This is a genomic window from Neisseria lactamica, from assembly GCF_901482445.1.
GTDB classification, from domain to species: Bacteria; Pseudomonadota; Gammaproteobacteria; order Burkholderiales; family Neisseriaceae; genus Neisseria; species Neisseria lactamica.
Genome location: NZ_LR590477.1, coordinates 134,821 through 155,460, shown reverse-complemented (window position 1 = coordinate 155,460; position 20,640 = coordinate 134,821). Strand labels below are relative to the sequence as shown.

The following is a 20,640-nucleotide window of genomic DNA, read 5'->3' as shown; positions in this document are numbered from 1 at the left end:
AAACCGCCCGAACAGGACTCCAAGCGACTTGCCTGTAAATGATTACAAAACCATGTGCTTCAAGCAGAAACAATGTGAAATCACGCAATAATTATTTTTTAGCGTGTAAAACAAAACCGGCTGCATACCTGCAACCGGCCTCAAATCAGCACAATTCCTTATCCAAATCCGCCAACAGGTCTTTCAGACCGTCTCCGATTTCCTGAAGCGTAACCGGACGGTTGCCGTCCGAACCCGACTCCGCACCTTCTGCATACGGTGCAAACGTGCTCTTCAGTTTCAACAGTTTCACCACATCCAAACGGGTGTAGCGTTCGCCGCCGTAACCGACAACCACACCGTGATCATGCTGCCATTGCGCAAAACCATAGGGGCTGATTTGCAACAGTCCGCACAACTCGTCCAGCGTGAAATAGCGTTTTGCAGGAATCGTCAAATCAACGTTGTTTGTCATAGTAGTGTTCCACCATACCTTTGAGTTTCTGGCTGGCATGGAAAGTAACGACGCGGCGGGCGGTAATCGGCACTTCCTCGCCGGTTTTCGGATTGCGGCCCGGGCGTTGCGGCTTGTCGCGCAACTGGAAATTACCGAAACCGGAAATTTTGATTTCCTCGCCGCGCGCCAAAGTGCTGCGGATTTCTTCAAAAAAGAGTTCGACGATTTCTTTGGCATCGTTTTTGGTGACGTTGCTGACTTTATCTACCAAAATATCGGCCAATTCGGCTTTAGTGAGAGTCATATGATTACCTTCTGTTGTAATAGTTGTAGATTATTACCAATTTTTATTTAAAATTCAAGCGAATATTTATTTTTAGCTGCGAAGCCGCGCCCCTGCCGCCGTTGCCGCGCCAACCAGTTTTCCGATAAGCGGCTCGACCGCCTCATCCGTCAGCGTGTTTTCCATATCCTGCAAAATCACTTTAACCGCCACGCTCTTCATCCCTTCGGGCAGACCTGTGCCGCGATACACGTCAAACACGCTGATTTCCTGTACCAACTTGTTTGCCGCGCCCTTCAAGGCTGCCGACAACTCGTTATGGGACATTGCCTCCGGCATCACAAACGCCAAATCGCGGCGCACCGGCTGGAATTTCGATACCGCCCGATAGCGCGTTTTCCCGTATTCCAACACGGCCGCCATATCGATTTCAAATACCAGCGGCGCTTGCGGCAAATCATATTTTTGCAGCCATTTCGGATGCAGTTCGCCGACAAAGCCGATAACCAGGCCGTCTGAAACGATATTGGCGGCACGTCCGGGGTGCATGGCGGGATGTTCGGTTTTGACAAACTCGACTGCTTTGTTTTTCAACAGATTTTCCACATCCGCCTTGATGTCGTAAAAATCCGCATTGCGCGTTTTCTCGCCCCATTGCTCGGGCATTGCCGCGCCGTACCACAGTCCGCCGATACGTTCGTTTTGCACGAACAGTCCGTCCGAACCCTTGCCGAACACGCGGGCGATTTCAAACACGCGCACGCGGTTTTGCTTGCGGTTCAAGTTGTTTTGCAGAATTTCCACCAAGCCGCCGATGAGCGTGGAACGCATCACGGCATATTGCGCCGCCAACGGGTTTTGCAGGCGGATGGGGTCGGCGTTGGCGGCAAAATCTTGTTCCCACTGCTCGTCAACGAAGGCATAACTGACCACTTCGCGGTAGCCGCGCGCCGCCATTTCGTTGTAAACGGCAAAACGCGGGCGGCGTGTTTCGGGCAGTTCCAGCATTTTCAGACGGCCTGACGTGTAATCGTCGGGGATGTTTTCATAGCCGTAAACGCGTCCGATTTCTTCAATCAAATCGGCCTCGATTTCGATATCGAAACGGAAGCTCGGTGCGGTAACGCGGAAGCCTTCTGCAGTTTTCTCAGGCCGCAGACCCAAGTGTTGCAAAATGGTTTCCACCTGTTCGGCAGGAATGTCCACGCCCAACACGGTTTTCAGACGGCTCAAACGCAGCCCAACCTGTTTCGCTTCAGGCAATTCGCCTTGCGCTTCCACCATTTCTCCTGCCGCACCGCCGCAGATTTGCAACACCAATTCGGTGGCGCGTTCGATGGCATCCGCCTGCAAACGGTAATCCACGCCGCGCTCGAAGCGGAACGAAGAATCCGAACCGAAACCGTATTGGCGCGATTTGCCGGCAATGATTTCGGGTGCAAACCAAGCCGCTTCCAGCACGATATTTTGCGTGCCGTCTGAAACCGCGCTTGCCGCGCCGCCCATCAGTCCCGCCAAACTCAACGCGCCTTTTTCGTCCGCCACGACCAATGTATTGTCGGACAGAGACACGGTTTTTTCATTCAAACATTCCAATATTTCGCCATTTTTAGCGCGGCGGACAATCAAACTGCCCGAAATTTTATCCGCATCGAAAACGTGCATCGGCTGACCGATTTCCAGCATCACATAATTGCCGATGTCCACCAGCGCGGAAATACTGCGGATACCGCTGCGTTCCAAACGCTGCTTCATCCAATCCGGCGTGGCGGCACGCGCGTTCACGTTTTCAATCACGCGGCTGATAAAGCGGCCGCAGTCGGCAGGCGCGTCAATTTTCACAGCCCGGGTTTTACCGCCTTCAGACGGCATTTTCCGGATTTCGGGCTGCCTGAACGCGCACCCCGTCAGCGCGGACACTTCGCGCGCAATGCCTTTGATGCTCAGGCAGTCGGCGCGGTTCGGCGTGATTTTCAGCGTAAACACCGTGTCGTCCAAATCCAGATATTCGCGGATATTAGTACCGACAGGAGCATCTTGCGACAGAATATGCAAGCCGTTCACGCCGTCGTCGGGCAGACCGAGTTCGTCGGTGGAACACAGCATCCCGTTCGACACCACGCCGCGCATCTTGGTCGGCTTGATTTTGAAATTGCCCGGCAACACCGCGCCCGGCAACGAACACGGCACTTTGATGCCCGGCTTGACATTCGGCGCACCGCACACAATCTGAACCAACTCACCCGTACCCGCATCGACTCGGGTAACGTTCAAACGGTCGGCATCCGGATGTTTTTCAACGGATTTCACTTCGGCAACAACCACGCCCGCAAACGCAGGCGCGGCAGTCCCGGCTTCTTCCACTTCCAAGCCGGACATCGTTAACAGGTGTTCCAGCTTATCGGCGGAAAGTTCGGTATCGGCTTGGGTTTTCAGCCACGAGTAGGAGAATTGCATGGTTTAACTCTCTATTAATGTTTCAACACACAGAACGACACATAAAGCACCGCCCTACGTGTTGCCCGGAATGGGAAGCGGCTGCTTCCGCCCCCGATCAAATTCTACCGCCCTGGACGGCGTGGTTTCAAACGAAAAGGAATCGGAATGAAACCATATGAAAATACTGAATAAAAATACTGACGCTTCTTTGTTTTCAACTGCTCAAACAAGCCGGGCTGCTTAAACAAACCGTCTTAAAAACCGCCTTTTTGGTTTCATTTTCCCTATATCCCGGACGGCGCACATTGCAGATTTTAGACATCACGCCATCCGAGTCTGATTAAAACCTGCCCGGCGACCGCCTGAACCGCCGGCACGGCAACCGAGTTGCCGAACTGTTTGTATGCGGAAGCATCCGCGACGGGGATTTTGAATGTTTCGGGAAAACCTTGCAGCCTTGCCCATTCGCGCGGAGTCATCTTTCTGATGCCCTCGCGGTTGACCTCGCCTTTAATATTGGTGGTCGGCGTAAAATCGGTAATGCGTTTGTCGATAACCAAATTCCGCTCCCGCCCCATACCGCCGACGACGATCGCATTGGCAATCCCGTCATCGGAAATAATTTCATATCCGAAGCCGTTGCCCTTTTCTTCGTGCCTTTGCTTGTGTTTCCTTAAAGTATCGATGTATTGGGTGGACAAATAATATTTTGTCGGCACGGTATCTTTTTCCCGTATATCCCGAAAGGCCGTCTGAATGCCCGTCGGTTCGGGATATTTGAAATCTTTAATATCGGTATCTCCCCGAAAGCCGACAATAAAAATCCTTTCACGGTTTTGCGGCACGCCGAAATCCTTTGCGTTAACAATTTCCGGCTCGGGCACAAAATATCCCAAATCTTCCCTCAGCGTATTCAATATCGTCTGCAAGGTCCTGCCCCGGTCGTGGTTGGTCAACCCTTTTACATTTTCCAAAAAGAATGCCTTGGGACGGTGCCTGCGGATAATTTCCGCCACATCGAAAAACAATGTGCCGCGCGTGTCTTCAAAGCCGCCGCGCCGGCCGGCAATCGAAAATGCCTGACAGGGGAAACCCGCACACAACACATCAAACTGCTCCGGAATGCATTGTTTGGTTTCTTCCAAAGTAATATCGCCGAACGGCACTTCTCCGAAATTGGCTTCGTATGTCTGTTTGGCTTTCTCGTCCCACTCGCTCGAGAACACGCATTCCCCGCCCAAGTTCTGCATCGCGATGCGGAAGCCCCCGATACCTGCGAACAAATCGATAAAGGTAAATTTGGCCCGAACAGTATCCTTGTTTGTAAAAAGGCGGGATTGCGCTGCTTTTTCTTCCGAGTGCCCGCCCTGCCCGTCATCCTTAATTTCGTTTTTGCAAATCACTTCCCCTCGCGCGGACGATTTCTTTGACTTTTTCGGCACAGCAGGTTGTATTTTTGACGACATCGTTACTCCAAAAACGTAAAACCGTCCAGCCCTCGACCTTCAGACGGCCTGTTACTTCCCTATCCCTCCGGATATTGCGCTCAATTTTGGCAATCCAAAATTCGCGGTTGCCCTTTATTTCCACCTTTCTCTGTTCCCAATCCTTGCCGTGCCAAAACTCACCATCGACAAACACGGCAACTTTATATTTTTTAAATGAAAAATCAGGCTTCCCAAAAATGCTTCCGCTATTTTTCCGATACCTGAGTCCCAAAGCCCACATCGCTTTTGCCAACACAAGCTCGGGTTTCGTCCCCTTGCTTTTGTTGGACTGCATACATTTTTTGCGCTGTTCGGGGGTTAATCTGTCCATTTCGTGAGGTCTGAAACGCGTTTATACGAAAGCGCATCCATTTTACGCGGCATCGTTGCGGATTTCGGCAGTTTTGCGCCCCTCGCAAGGAAACAACAAAACCCAAGCGCGCCGGAAGCTGCCTGTTTCGTCAGATTTTCCCGTAAAGCCTTAAGGTTCGCAGCCGCCCGGACTCAAAATTACCAAACGCCCATCCGCACAAATCTTCAAAAAGCATCCATTCATCTGCCGAAATTCCGCCGAAATCTTGCCGCAGGTTTTCCCAGCCCATCCTTCCGGACAATATGCGGTTGCGCTCCGCCTGCGAACCGCCCGCACCATTATTTCGCAAACTGCTTCAAAAAATTCAAATCGTTATCAAAAAACAAGCGCAAATCGTTCACGTTGTAACGCAGCATCGCAAAACGGTCGAGACCGATACCGAAAGCAAAACCGGTGTATTTTTCAGGGTCGATATTCACATTTTTCAACACGTTGGGATGTACCATACCGCAGCCGCCGACTTCCAGCCATTTGCCGTTTTCGCCCATAATGTCGATTTCGGCAGACGGTTCGGTGAACGGGAAAAAAGACGGGCGGAAACGCACCTGCAAATCATCGCGTTCGAAAAAGCGGCGGATAAAATCGGTGAACACGGCTTTCAAATCGGCAAAAGTCACGCCCTCTTCCACCCACAAACCTTCCGCCTGATGGAACATAGGCGAGTGCGTGGCATCGCTGTCCACGCGGTAAACGCGGCCGGGGGCGATAATGCGGACGGGCGGCTCTTTTTTGTCGAGCATATAACGGATTTGAATCGGGGAAGTGTGCGTACGCAAAACATCGCCGTTTTCAACATAAAACGTATCCTGCATCGCACGGGCAGGATGGTTTGCGGGGATGTTCAGGGCTTGGAAGTTGTGGAAATCGTCTTCGATTTCAGGGCCGTCCGCCACTTCAAAACCCATACCGTGGAACAACTCGACCACACGTTGCAAAGTCAGGGTGACAGGATGCAGGCTGCCGCCTTCCTGAGCGCGTCCGGGCAGGGTAATGTCAAGGGATTCGGCGGCAAGCCGGGCTTGCAGCTTGGCTTCGTTGAGGGCATCGCGTTTATTGTTGAAGGCCGTCTGAAACCGGTTTTTGCACTCATTAATATGCGCGCCTATGGTTTTGCGCTCTTCAGGCGACATTTGACCCAAAGTTTTCAGAAGTCCGGTCAACTCGCCGGTTTTACCGAGATAGCGTGCTTTAATTTGTTCTAAGGTATTGAAATCTTGCGCGGCTTCAATGGCGGCAATACCTTCTGCAACGATACGGTTTACATTTTCCATAATGGTTTATCGTCTGTTTGTTGATGGCAGGCCGCCTGAAACAACAAAGCCGCCTGTTGGGTTTGGCTGCAAACCCGTTCAGACGGCCTTTTACATCAGTGCGGCCAATCCGTTTGATAAGGAAAGGTTATTTTATCGCAAATTAGTATAAAAAAATAGAGTTTAAAGAAAGAAAATCAATTACATAGGATTTCTTTAAAAAAGAAAAAAGGAAGCACGGGCTTCCTTTTTGCAAACAACCTTATCGAATCAGGCAGCCAAAGCGGCTTTAGCCTTTTCAGCCAATTGTGCAAATGCGGCTTTATCGAACACAGCCAAATCAGCCAATACTTTGCGGTCGATTTCGATAGAGGCACGTTTCAGACCGTTCATGAATTTGCTGTAAGACAAACCGTTTTCACGCGCACCTGCATTGATGCGGACAATCCACAGTTGGCGGAATTGGCGTTTGCGCTGGCGGCGGTCACGGTATGCGTATTGGCCGGCTTTCATTACCGCCTGTTTGGCAACGCGGTAAACATTTTTACGACGGCCGCGGTAGCCTTTGGCTAACGCGAAGATTTTTTGGTGACGGGCACGGGCGGTAACACCGCGTTTTACGCGTGGCATATTCTAAACTCCTTAAGCGTAGGGCAACATTTTGGCAACGGAAGCCAAATCGCGTGAGTCCACCATAGCGGTACCGCGCAATTGGCGTTTAGTTTTCGTGGTTTTTTTGGTCAGGATGTGACTTTTAAACGCATGACCGCGTTTTACACCACCGTTACCCAGTACTTTAAAGCGTTTTTTCGCGCTAGACTTGGTTTTCATTTTAGGCATAGGAAAACTCCATTTGTTATTGGATAAGGCATCAGGGGGTTAAAACCGTCGGTTTCCAACACTTGAACCCAAAATGCCACGGTTTTTGCCGCCAATCAAAAACTTACTCCGAAGCGGCAGTCGGAGTAAGCTGAAAATTATAACTTTATTTTTTCTTCGGCGCAATCATCATCACCATTTGCCGGCCTTCCATTTTAGGGAAGGACTCGATTTGCGCCACTTCCGCCAAATCCTCTTTCACACGCTCCAAAAGTTGCGCGCCGAGTTGCTGGTGGGCCATTTCACGGCCGCGGAAACGCAATGTCACTTTGACTTTGTCGCCGTCGGCAAGGAATCGGTTGATGTTGCGCATTTTGATTTGATAGTCGCCTTCATCGGTACCCGGACGGAATTTGATTTCCTTAATTTGCACCTGTTTTTGGTTTTTCTTGGCTTCGTCGCGTTTCTTGGCCTGCTGGTACTTATATTTACCGTAATCCATCAGTTTGCACACAGGCGGCTTGGCGGTAGGGGAAATTTCCACCAAATCGACATCCTGCCCTTCGGCCATAGCCAAAGCTTCACGAACCGATACGACACCAAGCTGTTCGCCTGACTCACTGATTAAACGCACTTCTTTGGCGGTAATTTCGCCGTTGATTCGTGCTTCGCGTTCTTGAGCGATGATGAATACTCCTATAAAAATTAATGATTGACGAGGGCATCCGCGATTTCTTGCTGCAATTGTGCGATGAAATCATCCAAATCCAAAGAACCCAAGTCTTCTGCTTTGCGGCGTACCGCAACTTTGTTTTCTTGTTTCTCTTTATCGCCGACAACGATTTGATAAGGGAAACGATATTGGCTGTTGTCGCGGATTTTGTAACCGATTTTTTCGTTACGCAAATCCAACTCGACGCGGAAACCTGCTGCCTGCAACCTGGCAGCCACTTCGCGGCAATAATCCGCCTGATTTTCGGTGATGTTCATAATCACCATTTGAACCGGCGCAAGCCACAATGGGAACGAGCCGGCGTGGTTTTCAATCAAAATGCCGATAAACCGTTCCAAAGAACCCAAAATGGCGCGATGCAACATTACCGGACGGGCGCGGTCGTTGTTTTCGGTTACATATTCGGCATTCAAACGCTCCGGCAACACAAAGTCCAGCTGCAACGTGCCGCACTGCCAAGAACGCCCCAATGCGTCTTTGACGTGATATTCGATTTTAGGACCATAGAATGCACCTTCGCCAGGCAACTCTTCCCATTCTACACCGCAGGCAGTCAATGCTTCGCGCAGGCCTTGTTCCGCCTTATCCCACACTTCATCCGAACCGGCGCGCTTCCCGGGACGCAGCGAAAGTTTGACGGACACATCGTGGAAACCGAATTGCTTGTAAATTCGGACGAGCAATTCGTTGAATGCGCGCGCTTCGCTGACGATTTGGTCTTCGGTGCAGAAAATATGCGCATCATCCTGTACAAATCCACGGACGCGCATCAGACCGTGCAAGGCGCCGCTCGGCTCGTTGCGGTGGCAGGAACCGAATTCCGCCAAACGCATCGGCAAATCTCGATATGAACGCAAGCCGTTATTGAAAATTTGCACATGACCCGGGCAGTTCATCGGTTTAACCGCGTATTCGCGTTTTTCGGAACTGGTTACGAACATATTGTCTTTATAGTTTTCCCAGTGGCCGGATTTTTCCCAAAAGGTTTTATCCATAATTTGGGGCGTTTTGACTTCTTTATAGCCGGCGGCATTCAGCTCTTTACGCATATGCTGCTCGACAGCCTGCCACAAAGCCCAGCCTTTGGGATGCCAAAACACCATACCCGGTGCTTCGTCTTGCAAGTGGAACAAATCCAGTTGCTTACCCAATTTGCGATGGTCGCGTTTTTCCGCTTCTTCAATGCGCCGGATGTAGGCTTTTAATTCGTCTTTTGTCGCCCAAGCCGTACCGTAAATACGTTGCAGCATTTCATTATTGCTGTCGCCGCGCCAGTATGCGCCTGCCAGCTTGGTCAGTTTGAAGTTTTTCAGGAAGCGGGTGTTCGGAACGTGCGGGCCGCGGCACATATCGACATATTCCTGATGATGGTACATACCCATCGCTTCCACTTCGGGCATATCGTCAATCAGGCGCAATTTGTATTCTTCGCCGCGATCCTGGAAGATTTTGACGGCTTCGGCGCGCGGAGTCATGATTTTGATTACATCATAATCTTGTGCAATCAATTCCTTCATACGCGCTTCGATGGCGGCAACATCTTCGGGTGTAAACGGTTTTTCTGTTGCAATATCGTAATAAAAGCCCTCTTCGATAACGGGGCCGATAACCATTTTTGCGTTGGGATAAAGCTGCTTGACTGCGTGCCCGACAAGGTGGGCGCAAGAATGGCGGATGATTTCGACGCCTTCGCGATCTTTCGGGGTAATGATTTGGACGGTCGAATCTTCGGTAATCGGATCGCACGCATCGACCAATTTGCCGTTTACCTTACCTGCCACCGCCGCTTTCGCCAAACCTGCTCCGACAGACGCGGCAATCTGTGCCACGGTAACGGGCGATTCGTATTGGCGGACTGAGCCGTCCGGCAAGGTAATGTTCAACATCAAAAAGCTCCAAAACATTAAAAAATAACGGCATAAATGCCGTTTGGGGAATTTGGTAGGCACGATTGGATTCGAACCAACGACCCCCACCATGTCAAGGTGGTGCTCTAACCAACTGAGCTACGTGCCTGTTTAACAGGGTTCGGATTATAGACGATACTTCGGCGCGCCGGCAAGCCTGAAAACGGGGTTTCAGACGGCATCGGCGGAACATTGTGATTTTTTGAAACATTTTTTAACGGCGGGTATCCTGATACGCATTATGCATTCTGAAATATCCAAACGCCGCCGGTACGGTGAAAATCCTTTATAATCCCGTTTTCCCCAACCGTTTGACTGCACGGCAGCTGCGCGCGTCGTTTTTCTACATTATAGATATAAGTTATGCTCAAATTTACCTTACATAAAAAAGACGGCCACGCCCGATGCGGCACGCTGGAGTTGAACCACGGCAAAATCGAAACGCCCGTATTTATGCCTGTCGGTACTTACGGTTCGGTCAAAGCGATGAACCCGCAAAACCTGCACGACATCAAGGCGCAAATTATTTTGGGCAACACTTATCATTTGTGGCTGCGTCCGGGTTTGGAAGTTATCGGACAATTCGGCGGACTGCACGGATTTATCGGCTGGGACAAGCCCATCTTGACCGATTCGGGCGGTTTTCAGGTTTTTTCTTTGTCGGATATGCGGAAATTGACCGAAGAAGGCTGTACGTTCAAAAGCCCGATTAACGGCGACAAGCTGTTTTTATCGCCTGAAATTTCTATGAAAATCCAAACGGTTTTGAACTCGGACATCGCGATGCAGTTGGACGAATGCACGCCGGGCGAAGCAACGCGCGAACAGGCGCGAAAATCGCTGCAAATGAGCCTGCGCTGGGCGGAACGGAGCAAAAAAACCTTTGAAGATTTGAAAAACCCGAACGCGCTGTTCGGCATCGTGCAAGGCGCGATGTATGAGGATTTGCGCGAAGAGTCTTTGCGCGGCTTGGAGCAGTTTGATTTTCCCGGCATTGCCGTCGGCGGGCTGTCCGTCGGCGAACCCAAGCCCGAAATGTACCGTATGCTGCGCGCCGTCGGCCCGATGTTGCCCGCACACAAACCGCATTACCTGATGGGCGTAGGCACGCCGGAAGACCTCGTGTACGGTGTGGCGCACGGCATCGATATGTTCGACTGCGTGATGCCCACCCGCAATGCGCGCAACGGCTGGCTGTTTACCCGTTTCGGCGATTTGAAAATCAAAAACGCCAAACACAAGTCCGACAAACGTCCGATAGACGAAAGCTGCACCTGCTACGCCTGCCGCAATTTCAGCCGCGCCTACCTGCACCATCTGCACCGCGCCGGCGAAATCTTGGGCGCACAGCTCAACACCATCCACAATCTGCATTTCTACCAAGTCATTATGGCGGAAATGCGCGAAGCCGTCGAACAAGGCAAATTTGCCGACTGGCAGGCGCAATTCCACGAAAACCGCGCGCGCGGCACAGACTGATTCCCGGCGATGCCGTCTGAAGCCGCTTCAGACGGCATCCCCCCTCAAAACCGCCACTTTGAATGACGCACCGACCGATTATGCCCTTATTCCTCCCCGAACCTTCCTTGCCGTACTGCAGACAAAACCGTACCGCCGTCCTGTTGATCAACCTCGGCACGCCCGACGCGCCGACTGCCGGAGCCGTCCGCCCCTACCTCAAATCTTTTTTGTCGGACTTACGCGTCGTCGAACTGTCCAAATGGCTGTGGCAGCCGGTTTTACGCGGCATCGTATTGCCTTTCCGCGCCGGGAAAAGCGCGCGCGCCTATGAAAAAATCTGGCTGGAAGAAGGCTCTCCCTTGGCGGTTTACACCGCCCGTCAGGCAGCCGCGCTCGCCGAACGGCTGCCCGGCCTGCTTGTCCGTTATGCGATGACCTACGGCAATCCTTCAGTGGCAGACGTATTGTCGGAACTGAAGGCGCAAGGCGCGGGCAGGCTGCTGGTTATCCCGATGTACCCGCAATATGCCGCCTCAAGCAGCGGCGCGGCGCTGGACAAGGTATTCGGACAGCTTCTGCGCCAACGAAACCAGATGAGCATCCGCACCGTTTCGCGCTTTTATGACGATGCCGGTTACATTGATGCGATGAAAAACCATATTCTCCAATATTGGGCGGAACACGGGCGCGGGCAGAAGCTGATGTTGAGTTTTCACGGCATACCGCAAAGCCACTACGACCTCGGCGACCCCTATCCCGACGAGTGCCGCCATACCGCCGGACTGCTTGCCGAAGCACTGGAACTGACCGAAAACGAATATACCGTATCGTTCCAAAGCCGGTTCGGCAGGGCGGAATGGGTTACACCGAGCACGCAGGATTTGTTCGGCAAACTGCCCAAACAGGGGGTAACCGAGCTGGACGTATTCTGCCCGGGCTTTTTGGCAGACTGTTTGGAAACCATGGAAGAAATCGCCCTGATGGGGCGGGAACAGTTTTATGAAGCAGGCGGCAAAAACTACCGCTACATCCCCTGCCTGAATGACCATCCCGACTGGATAAGCGCGCTTGAAAGGCTCGTCAAAGAAAACCTCGGCGGAGGATATTGAAACAGCCGTCCGCCGCGCCGGAATGCCGTCTGAACGCTTGTTTTTTCAGACGGCATCGCGTTGGAAGGCAAACAGGGTTTCAAAGGGTTTGGGAAACGCGTTGCGCCCGTGTTTTTTATCAAACTGCTTGGAAACATTGGAAGAAACCGCACCGGCAGGATGCGGACAGTTTTATGAAGCAGGCGGCAAAAACTACCGCTACATCCCCTGCCTGAATGACCATCCCGACCGGATAGGCGCGCTTGAAAGGCTCGTCAAAGAAAACCTCGGCGGAGGATATTGAAACAGCCGCCCGCCGCGCCGGAATGCCGTCTGAACGCTTGTTCTCTAAAATCCGGCAAGGCGGTACTATCGGGGCAAATGGGAAAAATCGCAACGGCGCGGCAGACACCCGACAAAGCACCGATGCGCCTTATTCGGAAAATGCGGGGATTTTCTTGACACGCCCCAATGTTCAGACGGCATTCCGCACCGCTTTCAAGTATGATAATTCGGAACAAAACCAAGAAAGGACAACCCGATGGACACAATCCGCCTGCTGCCTGCCCTTGTTGCCGGCTTGCTCTATACCGCCGCTTCTGCCGCCGACACCCCGCAGGCGGCAAACGGGCAAAAAATCTACGAATCCAACTGCGCCGCCTGCCACGGCAAGAAAGGGGAAGGACGCGGCGCGGCGTTTCCGCCGCTTTTCCGGTCGGACTACATTATGAACAAACCGCACGTCCTGCTGCACAGTATGGTTAAAGGCATCAACGGGCCCATCAAAGTCAACGGCAAAAGCTACAACGGCTTTATGCCGGCAACCGCCATCAGCGATGCCGACGCTGCCGCCGTTGCCGCCTACATTATGACCGCCTTCGGCAACGGCGGCGGCACGGTTACCGAAAAAGATGTCAGGCAGGCGAAAAACAAAAAACCATAAGCGGAAGGCTGTGTTTGAATATTCGGCCGGTTCCATTTGTTTGCAAAGGGAAAATCGCTTATTCCCGTTTGACCGGAAACCGGTTCCATCGAATAAAAGGCATTTCGCCCGACTAACCAGAGACGCACCGGCGGAATATGAACACACAGCCAAACGGACAAATGCCGTCTGAAATCCGCCCGACCCGCTTCAGACGGCATACCGGTTCAAACTGTTGCCCGACGACGGCACACATTTCGGTACACAGGCAACGCGCCACCGCCGTGAAACCGGACAAAACACATCCGCACCGCATCCGCAATGCCGCCGCAAAGCTCCGGCACGAAACCGCGCAAACTCCCCCTCAACCCTGCTTTTCACACAGACCGCCGCCGGATGCCCGCCCCGAAAGCCGACGACAGACGCGCCGCCGGCAGCCTTCAGACGGCATCTGCGGCAAACCCTGCCGTCTGAAACCTGCCACGTCCCGGGTTCTCCTGTATAATGCCGAAATTTGCGCCTGCACACACCGCGTTTCCATCCGTTTCCGCGCACCCGGGCCGCCGGCCGGTTTGAAAACCCTTCCGGCGGGGGCGCGTGCCGATTTTCCCATACCCGGGCCGCCGTACCGCCCCCGGCACGCCGTTTCCGCAGACACCGAATTTTTCCCGATGCCGTCTGAAAACACCCGGACGGCACCACGCCAAACAGACAGACACCTATGCTTCCCAAACCGGACAAATACCTGCAGCACCCCTTCCTCCGCCTGCCCCTGATTATCCTCCTTGCCGCCGCCACCCCCTTCGCCTTCGCACCTTATTACCACTTTTGGCTGATGCCCTTGATTTTCGGCGCATTTGTCGGACTTGTCGAACTGCGCCCCCGTTTTGCCGTCTCATCCGCCTACCTGTTCGGGCTGACCGCGTACACGGCGCAATTCTACTGGATACACACCGCCCTGCACGACGTTTCCGGGCTTCCCGACCTCTATGCCGTACCGCTGACCTTCCTGCTCCCCGCCTACCTTGCCCTCTATCCGGCACTCTGTTTCTGGCTGTGGAAAAAATTTACCCTGCCTCGGGGCATAAAAACCGGCTTGGCGCTGCCGGTTTTGTGGACGCTGACCGAGTTTGCCCGCGAACGTTTTCTGACCGGATTCGGCTGGGGCGCAATCGGCTACGCCCAAATTACCTCGGACAGCCCGCTCGCCGGCTTTGCCCCATTGGGCGGCATCCACATGGTCACACTGGCGACCGCCTTTCTCGGCACTTGGCTCCTACTCGCCGCCGGCCGGAACATACGCCCGCTCAAACGCCTGTTTCCGATTATCCTGATTGCCGCCCTGCTGACCGCCGGCCATACCGCGCAACAGACCGACTTTACCCGCCCCGACGGCAGCCGCAGCACCGTCGCCCTGCTTCAGGGCAACATCGCCCAAACCATCAAATGGCGTGAAGACCAAGTCATCCCGACTATACAGAAATATTACGGACAAGTCGGCAAAACCACTGCCGACATCGTCATCCTGCCCGAAACCGCCATCCCCGTCATGCGCCAAAACCTGCCGGAAAACATACTGGCGCAATTTGCCGAACAGGCGCAAAACAACGGCAGCGCGCTCGCCGTCGGCATCAGCCAATACACTTCGGACGGCAACGGTTACGAAAACGCCGTCATCAACCTGACCGGCTATCAGGAAAACAAACAGGACGGCATCCCCTACTACGCCAAAAACCACCTCGTCCCCTTTGGAGAATACAAACCGCTGCCTTTCCTGACCACGCCGCTTTACAAAATGATGGATATGCCCCTTTCCGACTTCCGCAAAGGCGGCGGCAGCCAATCCGCCCTGATGATGAAAAACCAAAAAGTCGCCTTCAACATCTGTTACGAAGACGGATTCGGCGACGAACTGATTACAGCCGCAAAAGATGCCACCCTGCTTGCCAATGCCAGCAATATGGCGTGGTATGGAAAATCCAACGCCATGTACCAGCACCTCCAACAATCGCAGGCGCGGGCTATGGAACTCGGACGCTATATGGTCCGCGCCACCAACACCGGCGCAACCGCCATCATCTCCCCCAAAGGCAACATCATCGCCCAAGCCCAACCCGATACGGAAACCGTATTGGAAGGGCACATCAAAGGCTATGTCGGCGAAACACCCTATATGAAAACCGGCAGTTCATGGTGGTTGATGGGCATATTGACCCTAGCCGCACTGATTCTTTTCATCTTCCGAAACAAAGAACACTGATACCTGCACAGCCCGTCCGGGCGGGCTGTCTTTTTTCAAACCGGCTGTTTACATACAACTACGTATGTAATATAATTCTGAAATCGAATTGAGCCATCAGGTTTACAAAATCAATCAACCTTGCCTTACAAAATTTTCCTGTCTTTCAAACCTTAGCGTATATCTCCTGCCAAACATACAAAATACAAGCCAAGCAGTGATATACTGCATCCCAACACACCAAACCGCCGATACGCAGTTTCAGCCGAAAGGAGATGCCCCAAATGAATAACGCTTTCGCATTACCCGCCATCCAAAGCGGCAACGGCAGCCTCGAACAATACATCCGCACCGTCAACAGCATCCCGATGCTGTCCCAGGAAGAAGAAACCCGCCTTGCCGAACGCCGGATTAAGGGCGACCTCAACGCCGCCAAACAACTCATCCTGTCCCACCTGCGCGTCGTCGTTTCCATCGCGCGCGGCTATGACGGCTACGGCCTGAATCAGGCAGACCTGATTCAGGAAGGCAATATCGGCCTGATGAAGGCGGTCAAACGCTACGAGCCCGGCAGGGGGGCGCGCCTGTTTTCATTTGCCGTACATTGGATTAAGGCGGAAATTCACGAATTTATCCTGAAAAACTGGCGTTTGGTCCGCGTTGCCACCACCAAGCCGCAACGCAAGCTGTTTTTCAATTTACGCAGTATGCGTAAAAACCTCAACGCCCTGTCCCCAAAAGAAGCGCAAAGCATTGCCGACGACTTGGGTGTCAAACTTTCCGAAGTATTGGAGATGGAACAGCGTATGACCGGGCGCGACATCGCCATTATGGCGGACAATAACGACGACGACGACAACTTCGCCCCCATCGACTGGCTTGCCGACCACGATTCCGAACCGAGCCGCCAACTGTCCAAACAGGCGCATTACGCGCTGCAAACCGAAGGCCTGCAAAACGCCTTGGCGCAACTGGACGACAGGAGCCGCCGCATTGTGGAAAGCCGCTGGCTTCAAGACGACGGCGGGCTGACGCTGCACCAGCTTGCCGCCGAATACGGCGTATCCGCCGAACGCATCCGCCAGATTGAAGCCAAAGCTATGCAGAAACTGCGCGGTTTCCTGACCGAAGAAGCCGAAGCGGTTTAAACAGGCATAATGAAACACCCGGCAAATCAGTTTGTCGGGTGTTTGACATTCAAAACATCAATGCGGTTTATGCGTTGTGCCGTACGCGATTTTATCCGTCAACGCCATTGCAATTACCGATGCAAGAAAACACAAATGAATCAGGGGCCGCCACATCAATTGCTTTGATGATACATTTTCTGCATAAATATAGTCATAAACCGCCTAAACCGCAACCGGCTCCGTATAAACCGGCATTTGCAGCCGGCGGCTTGCAAAAATCATCTTTGCCGGCATTCCCATCTTTATTTGCTGTTTTTCAATCCGTCTTCAGACATTGCGCCCCTCGGGCAAACAAAGGCGCGGATTTTACTTCAAACCTCGATTTTTCCGTCCCGCAACGCCGGCGTGCGGGCGGATATGATATATTTGATACTGTTTTAACGGAATTTGGAAGATAATATGACGACCCACATCCACAGTATGACAGGCTTTGCCAACGCGGCGGCGGAATGCGGCAGCAAACGCATCAACCTCGACATCCGCGCCGTCAACCACCGCTTTTTGGACATTCAAATCAGGATGCCGGATGATTTGCGCCATTTGGAAAGCGGTATCCGCGAGAAAATTTCATCCCATCTGGCACGCGGCAAAGTCGAATGCAAAATCCAAATTCAAGATGCGGAAAACGGCAATCAGTCTTTGGAACTGAATCGCGATTTGGTCGGACAGCTTGCCGAAATCAACAAAGACCTCCGCAAGCATTATGATTTGGCAAAACTGGGCGTTGCCGATATTTTGCGTTTTCCGGGCGTATTGGCAAGCCAAAGGGAAAATGCGGACGCATTGGCAAAGGTGATTGCCGATTTGACCGATTCGGCACTGAAGGACTTTACCGCCGCACGCCGGCGCGAAGGGAAAAAATTGGGCGAACACCTGCTGCAACGCCTCGAGTCTATGGAAGAAATCATCGGGGCATTGGGCGAAATCTTCCCCGCGCTGGTAGAAGCGCATAAAGAAAAAATCCGCACCCGCCTTGCCGAAGCCGTCGGCAGCATCGACAACGACCGCCTGCAACAGGAGTTTGCCCTCTTTATTCAAAAATCCGACATCGACGAAGAATTCAGCCGCCTGCGCACCCACATTGCCGAAGTGCGCCGTATCGTTACCGAACACAAAGGCAGCAGCGGAAAACGGCTGGACTTCCTGATGCAGGAATTAAACCGCGAGGCAAACACTTTGGGCAGCAAATCCATTGCCGCCGAATGCACCCGAGCCTCGGTCGAGCTGAAAGTCCTGATCGAACAGATGCGGGAACAAGTGCAGAATATCGAGTAATCGGTTTCCCCCGATAAGCAAATGCCGTCTGAAGCCCTTTCAGACGGCATTTTTGCAGTTTGAAACCTTTGCGGTACAAAGGCTCAAGGCTTTGCTTTTACGTCCACCAACCTTGTCCCGGCAAGAAAATCATACAGGAACTGCCGGTCGGGATTCAGCAGGGCGAACCCCCACGGCAGAATCAGCCAAACCAATGCCGCGCCGGCCGCTCCCTTGGGCGGAATGCCGAGAAAGTGGCGCAATCCGGCATAAGCAAGGGCGGGGACGAATACGGTGAATATGCACGCCCAAATAAAGCGCAGGCGCAGCAGGTGCAAAGACGGCTGTATGCCGTTAAGGTCGCACAAGCCGATTTTCCATGTCCTCATCGCCAAAGTCTGCCCCTGCCCGTGCCAGTTGGCGCGGAAATAAAGCCACCACGAACCGATAATCAGGATGCTCGTAACCAATGCCGAAAGCGCAGCGGAGACGGGATTGAGGAAAATGGCGGCAATGCCGGCAAGCAATGCCGCCGGACAGGTTGCCGCGCCTGCCAGCAGCATTTCATACAATATGGCGGCAAAGCGGCGTTTGAGCGGGGCGGTTTTCAGTGTCATCATCTTTTCAATCGTAATATGCCGTCTGAAGCACGGGCGGGTTCAGACGGCATTGGTGCGGATATGCGCCGGCCGGATTAACGGTGCGGACGTTTCTGACCGCGCGACTGTTTTGCCGCCATTTGGTTGATTTCCTGACGGGTCGGGCGTTTTTTGAACATAGCGTGCGCCTCGTCCACCGAACATTTTTGCGCCAGGCAGATTAATGTGACGGCATCTTTTTGATATTGTCCGCCGCTGTGGTACATCCGGCGCAGGTTGGCCTCGTTGACTTTGCCTTTTTCCGGATCAATGTCGAATTTTTTCAAACGTTCGATAAACAGACGCTGCTGTCGGCGGGATGTCCAAACAAAACCGCCCGCAGCGGCAGCGACAATGATGGCGGCAAGTAGGATGGCGAGCGGCCAAGAATCGACGATGAGCACGATAATCAGGCTGAGGACGGCGGTAGTCAGTAAAATCAGGCCGCCCAAGCGCAGTTTGGTCTTATTGTCCATAGGGTTGATGTTCCTTTATTAAGGTGGTCGTGCCGTCTGAAATGTTTTCGGACGGATTGGTAAATACTTTTCAGGATTAACGGTATTTTACAGTATTTTCGTATTTTGGGGATTGCCGCTTTATTTCGCCAGCGACACGGCGAGTTGTTTGAACGCCGCCCACGCATCGCCTTCTTCCGCGCCTTTGATTATCCTGTCGATTTCGGCACAGGTTTTCAGCGCGTCAAGCAGGCGGGGGACGGAAATCCGTTTGACCGCAGCCGGAGCGAGCGTCTGCTTGTCGCCCCAAAGCCTGAGGCTGTTGCGGACGGCTTGGACGCTTTGACCCTGTTTCAAGGCGGCGGCAAGGCGGATCAGCGTCCTGATGTCTTCGGCAACCGCCCACAGAAGCAGCACCGGTTCCCCGCCTTCTTCCCGCAATCCGTCCAAGAGCCTGCATACGCGCGGGACATCGCCCTTCATCCACGCACCTGCCAGTTGGAACGCGTCGAAGCGGGCAACATTGGCGACGGCGGTTTGCGCTTCATCGATAGTGAGGGTATGCCCTTTCGGATACAGCAGCCCGAGCTTGTCGATTTCCTGACGTGCCGCCAGCAGGTTGCCTTCCACGCGCTCGGCAAACAGTGCCAATGCGTCTGCCTCGATACCTAAACCGATTTTGTCCAGCCGTCCGCGTATCCATTGGGGCAAGGCCGCCGCGCCGACCGGTTTGGCTTCCCACACTTCCCCCTTTGCCGCCAATGCGGCAAACCATTTGGACTGGAGCCGGGTTTTCTCCAGTTTGGGCAGTAAAACCAGCGTTACCGTATCTTCCGGCAGTCGGGCGGCAAAATCCTGCAACGCCTCGCCGCCGTTTTTGCCGGGTTTTCCGTTGGGGATATGCAGTTCCAACAGCTTCAAATCGGCAAACAGACCCGCACTGCCTGCGGTTTGCAGCAGTTCGTTCCAATCGAAGGCATTGTCTACCGTATAAACTTCCCGATTGAGGTAACCTTGTTTCTTTGCCGCCGCCCTCAATGCGTCCAATGCCTCGATACGCAACAGTTCTTCCTCGCCGTGGATGACGTACAGCGGTTTCAAAGGCGTGTCCGTATCGATGCGTCCGATATGTGCCACCACGTCATTCCGCCTTCAGAAAGGTCAGGCGGCGGACAATTTGTTCGGCGGCATCCTGCCGCATTTCCGCCCACAATGCCGCCTCCTCTTCCTGTTTGCCCAAGATTTCGTTGTCGGCATAGGCAAGGACGCGGCGGACGGACACGGTCATCGGTTTGCCGACAGCTTCGCCGTGCTTCAACGCCTGTGCCTCAACCGTCAAGATTAAAAGATATTCGTTGATGACTGCCGCGCGGGTAACGGTGTAGGTTTCCTTGTTTTGGGAAACGCTGTCTATACGCAGGGTCATCGGCGTGCCGCCGGCATCCGCAATCCTGCCCGAAGCCTGATGCAGCGCGGTTTCCAAAGGAAGCTGCAACGCCTGCCCGCCTTCGATGCGCCAGCTCCGGTAAGCCGCCGGCAGGGATGCGCCGTCCGAACCTTTCAGGTGGAAACCGCACGCGCCCAGCATCAGGGCTGCGGCAGTAAGGAATATTTTGTTCATCGCTCGCCTTTCTCAAAAGCACAAAATCGGTGAATTATATCAGCG

At 53.3% G+C, this 20,640-nt stretch carries 23 protein-coding genes and 1 tRNA gene; 9 read left to right on the top strand and 15 right to left on the bottom strand.

From position 1 onward, the window contains the following. Positions 1-145: 145 nt before the first annotated feature. The 11 genes from FGL10_RS00890 to FGL10_RS00840 form a co-directional block, all read right to left on the bottom strand. A complete protein-coding gene (locus FGL10_RS00890) occupies positions 146-454 on the bottom strand; it encodes a hypothetical protein (protein ID WP_003707968.1) in 309 nt (102 codons plus the stop codon). Beyond that, entirely contained in the window at positions 438-740 is a 303-nt protein-coding gene (locus FGL10_RS00885; protein ID WP_003675494.1) for an integration host factor subunit alpha, read from the bottom strand. The genes FGL10_RS00890 and FGL10_RS00885 overlap by 17 nt, the downstream gene beginning before the upstream one ends. Positions 741-812: 72 nt before the next feature. Next, positions 813-3,176, bottom strand: a complete 2,364-nt coding sequence (pheT, locus tag FGL10_RS00880) for a phenylalanine--tRNA ligase subunit beta (protein WP_003707966.1) — start codon at positions 3,174-3,176, stop codon at positions 813-815. A gap of 296 nt (positions 3,177-3,472) precedes the next feature. Then, positions 3,473-4,561, bottom strand: a complete 1,089-nt coding sequence (locus FGL10_RS00875) for a DNA cytosine methyltransferase (protein ID WP_003707962.1) — start codon at positions 4,559-4,561, stop codon at positions 3,473-3,475. Then, complete coding sequence (locus FGL10_RS00870) at positions 4,539-4,976, bottom strand: very short patch repair endonuclease (RefSeq protein ID WP_003707960.1); 438 nt, start codon at positions 4,974-4,976, stop codon at positions 4,539-4,541. The genes FGL10_RS00875 and FGL10_RS00870 overlap by 23 nt, the downstream gene beginning before the upstream one ends. Positions 4,977-5,296: 320 nt before the next feature. Further along, positions 5,297-6,289, bottom strand: a complete 993-nt coding sequence (pheS, locus tag FGL10_RS00865; protein ID WP_003707957.1) for a phenylalanine--tRNA ligase subunit alpha — start codon at positions 6,287-6,289, stop codon at positions 5,297-5,299. 249 nt (positions 6,290-6,538) lie between these two features. Then, the gene (rplT, locus tag FGL10_RS00860) at positions 6,539-6,898 is read right to left on the bottom strand and encodes a 50S ribosomal protein L20 (protein ID WP_003707953.1); all 360 of its coding nucleotides are present in this window, start codon (positions 6,896-6,898) and stop codon (positions 6,539-6,541) included. Between the two features lie 12 nt (positions 6,899-6,910). Beyond that, positions 6,911-7,108: a 50S ribosomal protein L35 gene (gene rpmI / locus FGL10_RS00855; RefSeq protein WP_003675505.1), complete on the bottom strand. Its 198-nt coding sequence runs from the start codon at positions 7,106-7,108 to the stop codon at positions 6,911-6,913. 145 nt (positions 7,109-7,253) lie between these two features. Further along, on the bottom strand, positions 7,254-7,775 hold the full coding sequence (gene infC / locus FGL10_RS00850) for a translation initiation factor IF-3 (RefSeq protein WP_010951024.1): 522 nt from the start codon (positions 7,773-7,775) through the stop codon (positions 7,254-7,256). A 17-nt stretch (positions 7,776-7,792) separates the two neighbouring features. Continuing rightward, positions 7,793-9,706, bottom strand: coding sequence for a threonine--tRNA ligase (gene thrS / locus FGL10_RS00845; protein WP_036469390.1), 1,914 nt, complete (start codon positions 9,704-9,706; stop codon positions 7,793-7,795). A 53-nt stretch (positions 9,707-9,759) separates the two neighbouring features. Next, a tRNA-Val gene (locus tag FGL10_RS00840) sits at positions 9,760-9,836 on the bottom strand. A gap of 254 nt (positions 9,837-10,090) precedes the next feature. On the opposite strand from FGL10_RS00840, the gene tgt reads away from it, so the two are divergent. The 9 genes from tgt to FGL10_RS00795 all read left to right on the top strand — a co-directional run bounded on the left by tgt (position 10,091) and on the right by FGL10_RS00795 (position 17,902). After that, on the top strand, positions 10,091-11,206 hold the full coding sequence (tgt, locus tag FGL10_RS00835) for a tRNA guanosine(34) transglycosylase Tgt (protein ID WP_003707948.1): 1,116 nt from the start codon (positions 10,091-10,093) through the stop codon (positions 11,204-11,206). Positions 11,207-11,286: 80 nt separating this feature from the next. Continuing rightward, entirely contained in the window at positions 11,287-12,297 is a 1,011-nt protein-coding gene (hemH, locus tag FGL10_RS00830; protein WP_036475289.1) for a ferrochelatase, read from the top strand. Positions 12,298-12,319: 22 nt separating this feature from the next. After that, positions 12,320-12,580, top strand: coding sequence for a ferrochelatase (locus FGL10_RS00825; RefSeq protein ID WP_036474984.1), 261 nt, complete (start codon positions 12,320-12,322; stop codon positions 12,578-12,580). A gap of 237 nt (positions 12,581-12,817) precedes the next feature. After that, on the top strand, positions 12,818-13,219 hold the full coding sequence (locus FGL10_RS00820) for a c-type cytochrome (RefSeq protein WP_003713765.1): 402 nt from the start codon (positions 12,818-12,820) through the stop codon (positions 13,217-13,219). A 161-nt stretch (positions 13,220-13,380) separates the two neighbouring features. After that, positions 13,381-13,974 (top strand): hypothetical protein, encoded by a 594-nt coding sequence (locus FGL10_RS00815; RefSeq protein WP_036469359.1) that lies wholly within the window; start codon positions 13,381-13,383, stop codon positions 13,972-13,974. After that, complete coding sequence (gene lnt, locus FGL10_RS00810; RefSeq protein WP_003707935.1) at positions 13,920-15,458, top strand: apolipoprotein N-acyltransferase; 1,539 nt, start codon at positions 13,920-13,922, stop codon at positions 15,456-15,458. The genes FGL10_RS00815 and lnt overlap by 55 nt, the downstream gene beginning before the upstream one ends. A gap of 263 nt (positions 15,459-15,721) precedes the next feature. Beyond that, on the top strand, positions 15,722-16,585 hold the full coding sequence (gene rpoH, locus FGL10_RS00800; protein WP_167533401.1) for an RNA polymerase sigma factor RpoH: 864 nt from the start codon (positions 15,722-15,724) through the stop codon (positions 16,583-16,585). A 38-nt stretch (positions 16,586-16,623) separates the two neighbouring features. Further along, positions 16,624-17,025: a hypothetical protein gene (locus tag FGL10_RS11905; RefSeq protein ID WP_155270580.1), complete on the top strand. Its 402-nt coding sequence runs from the start codon at positions 16,624-16,626 to the stop codon at positions 17,023-17,025. Position 17,026: 1 nt separating this feature from the next. Next, a complete protein-coding gene (locus FGL10_RS00795) occupies positions 17,027-17,902 on the top strand; it encodes a YicC/YloC family endoribonuclease (protein ID WP_003707927.1) in 876 nt (291 codons plus the stop codon). Between the two features lie 83 nt (positions 17,903-17,985). On the opposite strand, the gene FGL10_RS00790 is transcribed toward FGL10_RS00795, so the two are convergent. From FGL10_RS00790 to FGL10_RS00775, 4 genes are all read right to left on the bottom strand, one after another. Then, positions 17,986-18,501 (bottom strand): RDD family protein, encoded by a 516-nt coding sequence (locus FGL10_RS00790; RefSeq protein ID WP_003707925.1) that lies wholly within the window; start codon positions 18,499-18,501, stop codon positions 17,986-17,988. Positions 18,502-18,575: 74 nt separating this feature from the next. Further along, positions 18,576-18,995, bottom strand: a complete 420-nt coding sequence (locus FGL10_RS00785; protein ID WP_003707923.1) for a hypothetical protein — start codon at positions 18,993-18,995, stop codon at positions 18,576-18,578. Between the two features lie 120 nt (positions 18,996-19,115). Next, positions 19,116-20,114 carry a DNA polymerase III subunit delta gene (gene holA, locus FGL10_RS00780; RefSeq protein WP_003707922.1) on the bottom strand — a complete coding sequence of 333 codons (999 nt, stop codon included), beginning with the start codon at positions 20,112-20,114 and terminating at the stop codon, positions 19,116-19,118. A gap of 1 nt (position 20,115) precedes the next feature. Beyond that, on the bottom strand, positions 20,116-20,595 hold the full coding sequence (locus FGL10_RS00775) for an LPS-assembly lipoprotein LptE (RefSeq protein ID WP_003707920.1): 480 nt from the start codon (positions 20,593-20,595) through the stop codon (positions 20,116-20,118). Between the last annotated feature and the right edge of the window lie 45 nt (positions 20,596-20,640).

Bases quoted from the DNA above. Each gene is read 5' to 3' on its own strand.
- FGL10_RS00890 (WP_003707968.1), bottom strand. From the start codon at position 454: ATGACAAACAACGTTGATTTGACGATTCCTGCAAAACGCTATTTCACG.
- FGL10_RS00885 (WP_003675494.1), bottom strand. From the start codon at position 740: ATGACTCTCACTAAAGCCGAATTGGCCGATATTTTGGTAGATAAAGTC.
- pheT (WP_003707966.1), bottom strand. From the start codon at position 3,176: ATGCAATTCTCCTACTCGTGGCTGAAAACCCAAGCCGATACCGAACTT.
- FGL10_RS00870 (WP_003707960.1), bottom strand. From the start codon at position 4,976: ATGGACAGATTAACCCCCGAACAGCGCAAAAAATGTATGCAGTCCAAC.
- pheS (WP_003707957.1), bottom strand. From the start codon at position 6,289: ATGGAAAATGTAAACCGTATCGTTGCAGAAGGTATTGCCGCCATTGAA.
- rplT (WP_003707953.1), bottom strand. From the start codon at position 6,898: ATGCCACGCGTAAAACGCGGTGTTACCGCCCGTGCCCGTCACCAAAAA.
- rpmI (WP_003675505.1), bottom strand. From the start codon at position 7,108: ATGCCTAAAATGAAAACCAAGTCTAGCGCGAAAAAACGCTTTAAAGTA.
- thrS (WP_036469390.1), bottom strand. From the start codon at position 9,706: ATGTTGAACATTACCTTGCCGGACGGCTCAGTCCGCCAATACGAATCG.
- tgt (WP_003707948.1), top strand. From the start codon at position 10,091: ATGCTCAAATTTACCTTACATAAAAAAGACGGCCACGCCCGATGCGGC.
- hemH (WP_036475289.1), top strand. From the start codon at position 11,287: ATGCCCTTATTCCTCCCCGAACCTTCCTTGCCGTACTGCAGACAAAAC.
- FGL10_RS00825 (WP_036474984.1), top strand. From the start codon at position 12,320: ATGCCGTCTGAACGCTTGTTTTTTCAGACGGCATCGCGTTGGAAGGCA.
- FGL10_RS00820 (WP_003713765.1), top strand. From the start codon at position 12,818: ATGGACACAATCCGCCTGCTGCCTGCCCTTGTTGCCGGCTTGCTCTAT.
- FGL10_RS00815 (WP_036469359.1), top strand. From the start codon at position 13,381: ATGCCGTCTGAAATCCGCCCGACCCGCTTCAGACGGCATACCGGTTCA.
- lnt (WP_003707935.1), top strand. From the start codon at position 13,920: ATGCTTCCCAAACCGGACAAATACCTGCAGCACCCCTTCCTCCGCCTG.
- rpoH (WP_167533401.1), top strand. From the start codon at position 15,722: ATGAATAACGCTTTCGCATTACCCGCCATCCAAAGCGGCAACGGCAGC.
- FGL10_RS00795 (WP_003707927.1), top strand. From the start codon at position 17,027: ATGACGACCCACATCCACAGTATGACAGGCTTTGCCAACGCGGCGGCG.
- FGL10_RS00790 (WP_003707925.1), bottom strand. From the start codon at position 18,501: ATGATGACACTGAAAACCGCCCCGCTCAAACGCCGCTTTGCCGCCATA.
- FGL10_RS00785 (WP_003707923.1), bottom strand. From the start codon at position 18,995: ATGGACAATAAGACCAAACTGCGCTTGGGCGGCCTGATTTTACTGACT.
- FGL10_RS00775 (WP_003707920.1), bottom strand. From the start codon at position 20,595: ATGAACAAAATATTCCTTACTGCCGCAGCCCTGATGCTGGGCGCGTGC.